This is a genomic window from Rhizobium sp. 05L429 (genome assembly GCF_056397645.1).
This window is the reverse complement of record NZ_JBFTNV010000009.1, coordinates 166155-178533: the sequence shown is the minus strand read 5'-3', so window position 1 is coordinate 178533 and position 12379 is coordinate 166155. Positions and strand designations below refer to the sequence as shown.

General features: G+C 58.7%; 11 protein-coding genes and 1 pseudogene. 5 read left to right on the top strand and 7 right to left on the bottom strand.

Features of this window, described 5'->3' with window-relative positions:
• Positions 1–71 precede the first annotated feature (71 nt).
• The gene (locus tag AC1DNW_RS12290) at positions 72–623 is read left to right on the top strand and encodes an NUDIX hydrolase (protein ID WP_113300765.1); all 552 of its coding nucleotides are present in this window, start codon (positions 72–74) and stop codon (positions 621–623) included.
• A 56-nt stretch (positions 624–679) separates the two neighbouring features.
• Here the strand turns inward: AC1DNW_RS12290 and AC1DNW_RS12285 are convergent, their stop codons facing one another.
• From AC1DNW_RS12285 to AC1DNW_RS12275, 3 genes are all read right to left on the bottom strand, one after another.
• Positions 680–1705, bottom strand: a complete 1026-nt coding sequence (locus tag AC1DNW_RS12285) for an ABC transporter permease (RefSeq protein ID WP_477852833.1) — start codon at positions 1703–1705, stop codon at positions 680–682.
• Between the two features lie 33 nt (positions 1706–1738).
• The gene (locus AC1DNW_RS12280) at positions 1739–3280 is read right to left on the bottom strand and encodes a sugar ABC transporter ATP-binding protein (RefSeq protein WP_477852831.1); all 1542 of its coding nucleotides are present in this window, start codon (positions 3278–3280) and stop codon (positions 1739–1741) included.
• 69 nt (positions 3281–3349) lie between these two features.
• Positions 3350–4279 carry a sugar ABC transporter substrate-binding protein gene (locus tag AC1DNW_RS12275; RefSeq protein WP_477852829.1) on the bottom strand — a complete coding sequence of 310 codons (930 nt, stop codon included), beginning with the start codon at positions 4277–4279 and terminating at the stop codon, positions 3350–3352.
• 388 nt (positions 4280–4667) lie between these two features.
• On the opposite strand from AC1DNW_RS12275, the gene AC1DNW_RS12270 reads away from it, so the two are divergent.
• Positions 4668–5171, top strand: a complete 504-nt coding sequence (locus AC1DNW_RS12270) for a DUF1993 domain-containing protein (RefSeq protein WP_113311986.1) — start codon at positions 4668–4670, stop codon at positions 5169–5171.
• 6 nt (positions 5172–5177) lie between these two features.
• Here AC1DNW_RS12270 and AC1DNW_RS12265 read toward each other — a convergent pair whose 3' ends face one another.
• The gene (locus tag AC1DNW_RS12265) at positions 5178–6722 is read right to left on the bottom strand and encodes an alkaline phosphatase family protein (protein ID WP_113311985.1); all 1545 of its coding nucleotides are present in this window, start codon (positions 6720–6722) and stop codon (positions 5178–5180) included.
• The gene (gene galE, locus AC1DNW_RS12260; RefSeq protein WP_113311984.1) at positions 6700–7683 is read right to left on the bottom strand and encodes a UDP-glucose 4-epimerase GalE; all 984 of its coding nucleotides are present in this window, start codon (positions 7681–7683) and stop codon (positions 6700–6702) included. The genes AC1DNW_RS12265 and galE overlap by 23 nt, the downstream gene beginning before the upstream one ends.
• A 368-nt stretch (positions 7684–8051) precedes the next feature.
• On the opposite strand from galE, the gene AC1DNW_RS12255 reads away from it, so the two are divergent.
• Positions 8052–8696 (top strand): ThuA domain-containing protein, encoded by a 645-nt coding sequence (locus tag AC1DNW_RS12255; RefSeq protein ID WP_477852827.1) that lies wholly within the window; start codon positions 8052–8054, stop codon positions 8694–8696.
• Between the two features lie 180 nt (positions 8697–8876).
• Here AC1DNW_RS12255 and AC1DNW_RS12250 read toward each other — a convergent pair whose 3' ends face one another.
• Both AC1DNW_RS12250 and AC1DNW_RS12245 read right to left on the bottom strand, forming a co-directional pair.
• Positions 8877–9146 carry a DUF2934 domain-containing protein gene (locus AC1DNW_RS12250; RefSeq protein WP_113311983.1) on the bottom strand — a complete coding sequence of 90 codons (270 nt, stop codon included), beginning with the start codon at positions 9144–9146 and terminating at the stop codon, positions 8877–8879.
• Positions 9147–9322: 176 nt separating this feature from the next.
• Positions 9323–10851 (bottom strand): annotated as a pseudogene (locus AC1DNW_RS12245) (MFS transporter).
• Between the two features lie 170 nt (positions 10852–11021).
• Here AC1DNW_RS12245 and AC1DNW_RS12240 point away from each other — a divergent pair.
• Entirely contained in the window at positions 11022–11945 is a 924-nt protein-coding gene (locus AC1DNW_RS12240) for a LysR family transcriptional regulator (RefSeq protein WP_113300892.1), read from the top strand.
• A 294-nt stretch (positions 11946–12239) separates the two neighbouring features.
• A complete protein-coding gene (locus AC1DNW_RS12235) occupies positions 12240–12368 on the top strand; it encodes a hypothetical protein (protein WP_477835805.1) in 129 nt (42 codons plus the stop codon).
• Positions 12369–12379: the final 11 nt, after the last annotated feature.

Sequence of the window (12379 nt, the reverse complement as noted above, 5' to 3'; positions counted from 1 at the left end):
TCGTGATTTGCGCTCCGCCGGCCTAATCTCGGCGGAATGCCCTTTTTGCCAACGATCCCAAAGGCATCAATATGGATCAAGAAATTCTCGACGGCCTTACTCGGCAATACCCGAATGTTCGATTGACCGGCGCCGATCAACCATTATCGGAGGCCGATTTTCAGGCGCAGAAACACAAGCATTTTTCCCGCCGGGCGTTGGGTGGAGCGATCGGCATCATCAGCAACGCCAAAGGCGAGATCGTCTTGGTCAAGCGAAGCGGTATGCATGCAGGCTGGGCTCTGCCCGGCGGAACGGTCGAAGAAGGCGAGGATTTCTCGGTCGCCTTTCGACGTGAGATAGTCGAAGAGATCGGCGTGTCTCTGGATGTGCCTTATCTGACCGAAGTTGAGCGGAAAAAGTTTATCTCACCACAAGGCGAAACCTTCGACTTCCTTCTCGCCGTCTTTGAAGCCCGGATGCATGAGGAAGAACTCCCGGAGCCAACAGATGATGCTGTCGCGGAAGGACTGGAAGCCTGCCTCTTCTACCCGGCGGAAATTCCTTCCGAGATGATTTTGGGTGATCGCGAGAAACTCACACGGTATTTGAGAAAATCGGAAACCGGGGATCCATCGCCCTGACGACGGGCATTCCATATCTAAGTCAGTGAAAAGGGGCCGAAGCCCCCTTTTCCGGATCAGTGCTTGGACCGTTTCTTCTGCCTGTAGACGTCGACCACGACGGCAGCGACGATGATCACGCCTTTGACGATCTCCTGATAGTAGGCATCGACGCGCAGGAAGGTGAAGCCCGAGGTCATTACTCCGAGAATGACCGTGCCGATGACCGTGCCGGTAATTCGCCCGACGCCGCCGGTGAGCGACGTGCCACCGATGACGGTCGCTGCGATCGCATCGAGTTCATAACCGACGCCCATGCTCGCCTGTGCGGTTTCAGCGCGCGCCGCCGTGACGATACCGGCAAGGCCGGCCAGCAATCCCGCGATCACATAGACCTTGACGAGATGCGCCTCGATATTGATGCCGGAAACGCGCGCCGCCTGGGGATTGGCGCCGATGGCATAGGTGAACTTCCCATAGCGGGTGTAGCGGAGCGCAATGTGGAAGATCAGAGCCACGACCAGGAAGACGACAACCGGCCATGCTTTCGTTCCGATGAAATGAAACTGCTCGGTGATCCCGGAGACCRGTTGTCCCTTCGTGTACCACTTCGCCACGCCCCTCGCAGAAACGAACATTCCAAGCGTTGCGATGAACGGCGGGATCTTCGTGTAGGCGATGAGCGCGCCGTTCACGAGACCGGCTGTCGCCCCGATCAGCAGGCCTACGACGATCGGCACGAAAGCAGGCAGGTCCGTCAGCGAGGGAAAGACGGCCCTTCCCCAGGTGGAGGACTGGGCAAAGCTTKTTGCAATCATCGCCGTCATGCCGACGACCGAGCCCGACGAAAGATCTATGCCGCCGGTTATGATGACCTGCGTGACGCCGACGGCGATGATGCCGATGACKGAGACCTGCAGGATCATGATCGTCAGGCGCTGCGAATTCACGAGGAAGCTCTGGCCGATGAAGATCCAGCCGAGGATTTCATACACGAGCGCGATACCGACAAGCACCAGGAATATGCTCAGTTCCGGCGGCATGCGTCGTCGCCTTTGTCGGGTTGCGAGCGGAGCCGTGCCCTCTGCTGCCTTGGTTGTCATGTCAAACCTCCCTTGGACGGGTGCTGGAGCGCATCACTGCGCAGCCAGTTCCATCACCTTGATCTGCGTTGCTTCGTCGCGATTGAGGAAACCGGTCACGCGCCCCTCGTGCATGACCATGATGCGGTCGCTCATGCCGAGCACCTCAGGCATTTCCGACGAGATCATGATGACCGCGACGCCATTGCGCGCCATTTCAGTGACCAGCCTGTGAATTTCAGCCTTGGCGCCGACATCGATGCCGCGTGTCGGTTCATCGAGAATCAGGATCTTCGGATTGGTGAGCAGCCATCGTCCGATCAGCACCTTCTGCTGATTGCCGCCTGAAAGGTTCTCTACACGCTCGTAAAGGTTGGGCGTCTTCACCCGCAGCTTTTTCGCCATGTCTTCACAGGTCGCCTCGAGCGCGCGCTGTTGCACGAAACCGCCCTTGACGTATCTGTCCTGCAGGACAGCGATCTGCATGTTCTCGAGAATATCGAGGATCAGCAGGCAGCCCGTATCTTTCCGATCCTCGGTCAGGAACGCCATTTGGTGACGAATGGCGGCAGTCGGCGAAGAAATCGTCACGGGCTTGCCAAAGAGCTCGATCGTGCCGGAGCTTGCCGGCGTTACACCGAAAAGCGTTTCGGCGACATTCGAACGCCCGGAGCCGACCAATCCTGCCACACCGAGAATCTCGCCGGCTCTCACTTCGAAGGAGACGTCGCGGAAGACCCTGTTGAGACAGAGGTCCTTGACGGAAAGCACGACCTCCCCGATCGGTACCTCCTCCTTGGGGAACATCTGCGTGATCTCGCGCCCGACCATCATACGGATGATGTCGTCGCGGGTGACCTCGGTCGAGGCATGCGTACCGATATACCGGCCGTCGCGGAACACAGAAAACTCGTCGGCGATCTCGAAGAGCTCGTTCATCTTGTGGGTGATGTAGACGATGCCGATGCCCTGGGCTCTGAGATCGCGGATGATGCGGAAAAGATGCTCGACTTCACGCTCCGTCAGCGCCGAAGTCGGCTCGTCCATGATGAGCACGTCGGAATTATAGGAAACCGCCTTGGCAATCTCGACCATTTGCCGGCTGGCGACGGAGAGGTATCGGACTTCGATCTCGGGATCGATCGCAATATTGAGCCGGGCAAAAAGCTCCTCGGTCATGCGGTGCATCCGGCCGTGATCGACGAAACCGAAACGGTTCTTCGGTTCGCGGCGTATCCAGATATTTTCAGCCACCGTCATGAACGGCATCAGGTTCAGCTCCTGATGGATCATCGCGATACCGTTTTCCAGCGCGTCGAGCGGAGAGTTCAGCTGGATTTCGACCCCTTTCAGCCGAATCTCGCCTTTGTCGGGCGTATAGATGCCAGCCAGGATCTTCATCAATGTCGATTTGCCGGCGCCGTTTTCACCCATCAGCGCATGCACGGAGGCGCGCTTCAGGCGAAACTGCACGTCATCAAGTGCGACGACACCCGGAAACTCCTTGCGAACGCCCTCGGCGCTCAAGAGATATTCCGCATTCGGAATTGCACCGCTCGCGCGAACGGCAGCCATGGTTGTCGGGCTGACGGCCATAAGATCTCCTCCGGATACGGGCAGGTGAAAGGGACGCGGGCTTTACCCGCATCCCTCCTGGCGTTCGCCTCAGTTCTTGGCGACAAAATCCTTGACGTTGTCAGGCGTCACGAGCTGGAAGGGAATGTAGACCTTCTTCTCGACCTTCTCGCCCTTGGCGAGCTTGAGCGCCGCATCGAGCGAGCCCTTGCCCTGGCCGGCGGCATCCTGGAACACCGTCACATCGAGATCGCCTGCCTGCATGGCCGCAAGTGCGTCCTGCGTGGCGTCGACACCGCCAACGACGACCTTGGTCATGTCCTTGCCAGCCGCCTTCAACGCCTGGATGGCGCCGATCGCCATTTCGTCGTTGTTGGAGATGACGGCATCGAATTCAATGCCGCTGGACAGCCAGTTCGTCATCAGGTCGGAGCCCTGGGTACGATCCCAGTTCGCCGTCTGCTCTTCGACGATTTCCAGGCCCTTGCACTCGTCGGTCTTGATGACGTCATGGACGTCCTGGGTGCGCATGCGGGCGGCCTGATTGGAAAGCTCGCCCATGATAACGACGGCCTTGCCCTTGCCACCGAGAATGCGGCAGATTTCCTTCGTCTCCAGCGTGCCGGATTCCTGCTCGTTGGATGCGACGAAAGCCTGCTTGTCCGGCAGCGTATCGACATTGACCGGCTGACGGTTGACGTAAACCAGCGGAATGCCGGCATCTGCCGCAAGCTTCGACATTGCCGTCGTCGCATCGGTATCGACAGGGTTGACGATGATTGCGTCGACCTTGGAAGCGATGAAATTCTGGATCTGACTCTGCTGCTYGGAAACGTCGTTCTGTGCGTCTTCGACCTGCAGCGTCACGCCGCTCAAGGTCTTCGCATAATCTGTCATKCCGTTGCGCAGAACGGTCAGGAAGTTGTCGTCGAACTTGGCCATTGAAACGCCGACGGTTTCCGCATGTGCGGCCGTCGACAGGACGAGCGCCATTGCGGTGCTCAGGATGAACTTCTTCATGTGTATTCCCTCCACAAAGCGGTGCCCGGCTGCAACCTCCTCACGCCGGGGCCTTGGACATCCGTCCGCAGGCCTCAATCCCGCGCTGCCTCTCCCGTGGCAGCTCCGCCAAAACGGAACAAACAAACCGTAAAATTTGTTTTGCGGAATATTCATTCCATTTTATCGAAACGGCGTCAAGCCTCTTTGCCGTTTTCGGGCACCATCGCTGGAGGAAGCCGTCGCCAACAGCGATTTGGCGTGATCGGCCCGTTGCAATCCGGCCATGATGGCAGAGGAACCGTCACAGACACTTATTGTGAAAGCCGTAGAGATCCCCATCTAGTCGGAGCCCAGAACGGCTTGCGCACACCGGCCGTTTATTTGAAGATTTTTGGAGACAGAACAAATGTCCATCTCGATGTATCGCCTCACCGTTCCCATGTTCCAGCGCGGCATTGCCAGCCTGAAAACCTATCTCGATAAGGCGGAAGCCTATGCCGTGGAAAAGAAGATCGACCCCGCCATTCTTGTAAACGCGCGGCTGGCACCGGATATGCTGCCGCTTTCCGGCCAGTACCAGCGTGCCAGTGACAGCGCCAAGTTTGCGCTCGCCCGCCTGACGGCAACCGAAGCGCCTAAATTCGAGGACAATGAAACGACGATCGCCGAATTGCGCGAACGTATGGCGAAAACCGAAGCCTATCTCGCCGGCTTCTCTTCAGAGGCTCTGGAAGGAAGCGACGTCAAGGATATCACCGTGCCAGGCCGCAACGGCTCGGTTGTTCCCGGCCTCGAATACATCGCCCTCTTCGCATTGCCGAATTTCTATTTCCACGTGACGACGGCACATGCCATCCTGCGCAACCAGGGTGCACCCGTTGGCAAGCGGGATTTCCTCGGAAACTTCTGAGCCTGATCAGGGCCGGTGCGTCACCGGCCCTTTTTCCGTCAGTTCGGTATAGGCAAGCGTTTGATCGAGATGCCGCGCCCGAAGCGACAGCAGCCGTTCTGCATAACCGAGCCTTACCGACGCATAGGCCGGATCGTCAGCGATGTTGCGCAGTTCCATCGGATCCGTGACCAGATCGAAGAGCAGCGTCGGCAATGCGGCGAAATGCACGTATTTGAACCGCTTGTCCCGGATGACGGCGAGGTTCAATTCGTTCGACCCAAGGCCGAAATGCCGCTCCGTTTCGCCATGGGCGATGTCGCGGAAATCGAATTCCCAGAAGGCCGCATCCCGCCACCTCTGTGCCTTGCCGCCATCAAGGAAAGGCGCAAGCGAGTGCCCGTCGATGCCGTTAGCAGGCGCGATCCCAAGCCGATCGCAGAGCGTAGGGAACACATCGGCAGCGCTGGTGAAATCATCAACGATACCACCGGCTGCGGCCCCGCTGGGATCTCGGATGACGAGCGGAATATGATAGCTGCCGTCGAAATAGCCGCCTTTTCCGAGYGTCCAGTGATCGCCCGCCATCTCCGCGTGATCGGAGGTGAAGACGACGATCGTGTTATCCCATTCACCGGCATCCTTCACTGCTTGCCAGATGCGACCGAGCTGATCGTCCACTTCAGCGATCATGCCATAGTAGATCGACCGGACAGCATCGAAATCGGCAGCATTCCAGTCGCTGAGCGGCCCTTCAGCCCCATGGATGAAACTGCCCTTGCCAGCACGCGGCATGGCATAGGCGAGATAGGGATGGCTGCGCTGTTCCGTTTCGCGGTCTGTCCCACGCGCAAAGGCCGGACCTTCACCTGGTTTGAACATCCGGTTGAACGGCTCCGGCACAGAGAAAGGCGGATGCGGCCGCAGGAAAGAAATATGCGCGAACCACGGTGCGTCCTGCTCGCCCATCCAGCGGATGAATTCGCCGGTCAGGAAGGCCGTCTGTGTCTCTTCGCGTGAATAGACGGGAGCCCCGTTGGAAATTTCCCCGGCCGCGGCACCCACCGGAATATGGATATCGCGGCTGACAGCGCCGGTGCGACCGCGCGAGCGCAGCCAGGAAAGCCACTGTCTCTCATGTTCGGGCAGGAGCTGGCGAACTGTGAAGCCGGGCAGCACGCCTTCATAGGTCGTCAGATGTGGATCATTGGCGTCCATTTCCCGCGGATCGGGCGCCGTATCGGTATAGCCGAACAGCGTCGGATCATAACCTGCCCGCCTTGCCGCCAGCGCCAGATTATCGAACCGCCGGTCGAGCGGCGATCCGTTCCGGCAGACGCGGTGGTTCATCTGGTAGAGGCCGGTATAAAGTGTCGCGCGCGCCGGCGAGCAGGGAGCAGCCCCGGCATAATGCCGCCGGAAGAGCGTCCCCTCTTTCGCCAGAGCGTCCACAGCAGGCGTCCTGACGCAGGCGTGCCCCACAGCCGAGAGGCAATCGCCGCGCCATTGATCCGCAGTGATGATGAGAACGTTGGGCTTCGGCCCGCGTTCAGTGCTGATTTGATCTCGCATGCCAGTTCCAGGCCGACTGGATGATCTGCGAGAGATCATACTGCGGCACCCAGCCCAGTATGTCCCGCGCCTTGTCGTTATTGGCGACCAGTGTGTGCGAATCGCCTTCACGACGACCGATATACTCGACGGGGAACGGCTTGTTGGAAACGTCTTCGATGGCGCCCAGCAATTCCTTCACCGTGGTGCCGGTGCCGGTGCCGAGGTTCAGCGCAACGGAATCTCCACCCTTCAGGAGATATTCGACGGCGCGCACATGCGCATCGGCAAGATCCAAAACGTGGATGTAATCGCGCACGCAGGTGCCGTCGCGCGTCTCATAATCGCTGCCGAACACCTTGAAGCCCTGGCGGCGGCCCAGCGCCGCATCGATCGCCAGCGGGATGGCATGCGTTTCCGGCTGGTGCCATTCGCCGATACGGCCCTCGAAATCGGCGCCGGCGGCATTGAAATAGCGCAGCACGACGGAGCGAAGACTCTTGTACTGGTCGTAATCGGCAAGCGCCTGCTCGACGATGTACTTGGTGCGTCCGTAGGGATTGATCGGCACCTGACGGTGCGTCTCGTCGAGCGGCACGCTCTGCGGCAGACCATAGGTCGCGCAGGTGGAAGAGAAGACGAACGCATTGATGCCGGCTGCCTGCGCCGCCGACAAGAGCGTCAGCGTGCCAATGACATTGTTCTCGTAGAAGGAGACCGGATCCTTGACCGACTCACCGACTTCGATCAGCGCCGCAAAATGCAGGATTGCCGACGGCTTGTGTTTTGCCAGCACCTCATCGAGCCGGGCGCGATCGCGAATATCGCCCTCTTCCGCCGGTCCCCATTTGACGAATTCGCGATGGCCGTTGGAGAAATTATCGAAGACGACGGGCGTGTAGCCCTTGTTCGCCAGATCGAGACACGTATGCGAGCCGATATAACCAGCGCCACCGACCACAAGAACCGTTTCACCTGCCATGCATTTCACCTCTTACAAGCCACAGATGCACGGACATTAGCCAAGTTACACGTCAGTAAAAAGTTATCTCGGTTACATATCTGCAAAAAGAAGAAGATTAGAGATGTCTTTCATACGAAATGCGCCTGCTTACAGGACGATTGCGTTGCCGGCCCCATCGAAAACCGGCGTGCACCGAGTCGCCGGCAGGTCCGCCGGTACGGCTTCCACGTCGAAGACATTCATTATATCGCTGGCGTCATCGGCAATGAACGCTGCCGTTTCGGTCTTTTAGTGGTCGAAGAGATCGCGCGACATCTGGCAGACGAGCCGTTGCGCTATAGTGTTACCGTCGAAAGCCTGCTTAATTCGTAACCAGGGGAGGAAATATGAGAAAGGCGATCATCGTCTGGGGCGGCTGGTCGGGCCACGAGCCGGAACCCTGCGCCAACATCGTTGGCGAGTTGCTGCGCGAGGACGGCTTTGCAGTCGAAATCACCAATGATCTCGACATCTTCGGCTCACCGCAACTGACCGGGGCCGATCTTCTGGTGCCGGTCATTACCGGCGAGAAGCTGGAAAAGCCGCATGCGGATGCTCTGGTCAAAGCTGTCCGCGGGGGCCTCGGCCTCGGTGGACACCATGGCTGTCTTGCCACCTCCTTCAAGGAAAGCGCACCCTTCCGTTACGTCTCCGGCGTCACCTGGGTTGCCCATCCCGGCAATATCATCGACTTCCGGGTTGCTGTGACGCGGCAAGATGATCCGCTAATGGAAGGCATTCCGGATTTCGATTACCACTCGGAGCAGTATTATCTGCACTACGACCCCTCAGTCGAGATCCTAGCCGCCACGACCTTTACCGGCCAATACGATGCTGCCGCGCGCAATGTCGTGATGCCCGTCGTCTTCAAGCGGCATTTCGGCGAGKGACGCGTTTTCTATTCCGCACTTGGCCATGTCGCGGCCGAATTCAGCCATCCCTACATGCCCCTCATTCTCCGGCGCGGCCTCAGCTGGGCCGCTCGACAGTAATCGGAGTAGGATTGGAATGAGCTGCGATGCGCGGCCAGCGTGGCCTCAACGAATAGTCGGAGCTGAAGAACGCCCGCATAAATTTTCGGACAGGCAGGCCTGATAAAAGCGTAAGCCGCCGACTCGATGAGCGGCGGCCCATAGCATTGAACACACAAAAGTGCCTCGGCGGCGTCGGCTTCAGCCTAGGCGGCGGCTGGCTGCCTTGCGCCGGCCACTCTGATTTTCCTGCTCGCTGGACGCCTCGTCATAGGTCCGCAAAATCCGTCCGGCAGCCTTGAGCCTCTCGATGAGATCGCTTCCATCGACGGATGCCTTGGTGGCTTCAAGCTGCTCGAATTCCCGGAGCGCCTGTGCCCAGTGGCTTTCGCCCCGGTCATGCGGCCGGCCTTCTTCTTCCCAGATGGAGTATGCCCGCTGGCTGACCCAATCATCCCGATTACGACTCATTAGAAAACCCCAGCGAGTAAATAGGCGAACGCAATATTGATGGGAATAAAGTGGCAAAGGGGACTTTAGGAGTCGTTACTGCGGTATGTAATTTTGCAGGATAAATTGCATCAGGAAGAGTAGTTTTTCGGTAGCTATAGTTAAAAGGGTGGAAACGTTCCTCCACCCTCATATCATCAGGCAGCGATGGTTTCTTCAGCCACTTCGTCGGCCTCGCCGGTACCGCGACCCATGAAGGTGAAAATAACGATCGCCGTCAGGATCGTAATACCGGTCAGAAGCCACAAAAGCAGGCTGAATGCATTGTTATAGGCATGGATGAGCTCCAGTTCGCCCATGCCGGAGAGAGCCTGGCCCGCACCGTTGATATCCCCCGTCACCAATCGCTGTGCCGCAATTGTCGCCTCATGGCTTGATCCAAGATAGGATTGTGTCAGTCCGGACAGGAGCGCACTGACGATGGCGAGCGCCACGCCTTCACCGGCGACGCGCGTCGTGCTGAATATCCCGGTTGCCATCCCAGCGCGTTCCTTGGGCACGACGCTGACCGCGAGCCCATCCATGAGGCCCCAGGGCAGGCTGATACCGATACCGATCGTCAGCAGCGGTGCAATGAGCGCCGCATGATCCGAACCAACGGGAATATGCGCGAGCCAGAAGAGACCGGCCGCGGAAATGAAAAGACCGACACTGCAGATCGTCGCTACCGGCAACCACCGGGTCAGCAATCCGGCCGCAATGGGCAGGATGAGCAAGGGGCCGGAAAGCGCGATCATCATCTGTCCGGCAGCAACCGCGCTCAGGCGCTCGACACCGACAAAACGCACCGGCAACAGGATGAGCAACACAACGAAAGCATAGGCGGGAGCGGCTGCCAGCAACTGCACACCGACAAATCGGGGGTACCGGAAAAGCGTCAGATCAAGCATCGGTCGCTTCACAAGGCGTTCGATGAAACAGAAGAGGGCCATAAGGAGCATTGAACCCAGAACGAGTCCAAGTGTCAGCGCATCGCTCCATCCGCTTTCAGGCGCTCGCAACACACCGTAGTGAAAAGCGACAAGGCTAGCGTGAAGCTGATCGCGCCCGGCCAGTCGAGCCCGCTGGCCTCGGGATCTCGGGTTTCCGTCAGGAATATCGCCCCGAGAATGAAGGCAATGATACTGAGGCCGAGCACAAGAGCGAAGATCGCCCGCCAGCCGAAAGCCTCGATCATCATACCTGATGCCATCGGCCCGAACGCCAGGCCGACGCCGAAGCTCGCCCCGACAAGGCTGAAAGCGCGCATCCGCTCCTTCCCGTCGAATTCCTGCGCCAGCGACGCCATTCCGCCGGAAAAGGCCGCAGCCGAGCCGAAGCCCTGGAGCGCGCGAAGGCTGTCGAACCAGACAATATCAGGCGAAAAGGCCAGCCCGCCGGAAAACAGGATGAAGGCCGCAAGACCACACAGGAAGACGCGTTTGCGGCCGTAGCTGTCCGCCAGCGCGCCGGCAGCCATCAATGTGCTGCCGAAGGTCAGCATGAAGGCATTGGTGACCCAGTTATGGGCGATCGGGCTGCCGCCGAGCTCAGCACTGATCGCCGGCAGGGCCACGGCGGGACCGGTAAAGGTGAGAGGCATGGCCGCAGCCGCGGAGCAGACGGCAATCAAAACGAAGATTTTTTCCGCAATGCCGGTTGGTTTGGGCTTGTAGGGAACGGTCATAAGACTTCCGCTGGTTCGAGGGTGGGACGCGCTTGGGAGGCTCGCGTGTGAGAAGGCGTTCAGACGCCTGGACTTCGAATGCGGAAAGCAGCATAAATTACAGACAATCCATCAATAACCTACGGTTTGTTCCGCATATAACGGAAGAAATCGCTCGAATGGATCTCTACATGGACCAACCCTTTGGTAGCCTCACGGCCTTTGTCAGGACTGCCGATCTTGGAAGTTTCGTCGCCGCCGGCCGCGCTCTCGGCCTATCGGCCTCCGCTGTCGGCAAGGCCGTTACGGCGCTTGAACAACAGCTCGGTGTTCGTCTGTTCCAACGCTCGACGCGGAGCTTGCGGCTGACGGAGGAAGGCCGGCTGTTTCACGAGCGCTGCCGGCGCATACTCGACGACCTGGAAGATGCCCAGGCCTCACTGGCACAGGCTGTTGCGGCTCCTCGGGGACGATTGCGCGTCAGCGTACCCCTCGTCAGCTACCATCTGATCCTGCCGATCCTGCCGGAATTCGTTGGGCTCTATCCGGAGATCGAACTGGATCTCGACTTCAACGACCGGATCGTCGATCTGATCGAAGAAGGCGTCGATGTCGCGATCCGCAGCGGGACCTTGCCGGATTCGAGACTGATGTCGCGCGCACTTCGCCCGTTTCAGCTCCTGCTGTGCGCCGCGCCGGCCTATCTGGATAAACACGGAACCCCGGATTGCCTCCGCGACCTCGAGGGTCATCTCAGCGTCCGGTTCAGATTTCCCAACTCCGGAAAACTGCAGCCCTGGCCGCTCAGCCTCTCGCCCGACCATCCGGAAATCAGAACCCGAACCGTGCTGACCTGCAACAACATGGAAGCGCTGCGCGGTGCCACCATCAGCGGAATGGGCATCGGCTGCATGCCGGATTTCCTCGCCCGCGATCCATTGGCCGATGGCAGGCTGCGCACTGTGCTTGATACCCATATAGACGGCCCCGCCCAGTTCCACCTGCTCTGGCCCTCTAACCGTCATCTCTCGCCCAAGGTCCGCGTCCTCGTCGATTTTCTGAGTGAAAAGCTTTTTTCGAATCGTTGCGAAATTTGCACGGAAGAAGAGCGATGATCACAGCCCTTGAAGCCTTGAAGCCCTGAACAGCTGCACCACCGCAGATGATTGCATAGTTTCTCAAGAGAAACCGGGGAGGGGTAAATCCGTTACGGGTACGCTGGATGAAATGTCAGGATGCTTGCCGTCTCGAAGAGAAAGCTGATCTTGTCGGTCGCACACACAACCCAACCCGCGAACGCAATATCGATCTCCGGAGCCGACTAGAGGAGATCCAGATCAACGGCGCTGAAACACACCCCTTAGTAGCAAATCCAAAACTTTGAGGAACAAAGGTTGACGAGATAACCCATGATGGATATAGAGCGCCATCGATACTTTGTTTGCCGTTATTTGTTTTTGCTGCGCTTTGCGCTTCTTGATCAACTTTCCCTCTCAAAAGTCGAAACAACCGCCGTGCGTCGCCCGGCGGCAGATTAGTCGTTGCTATG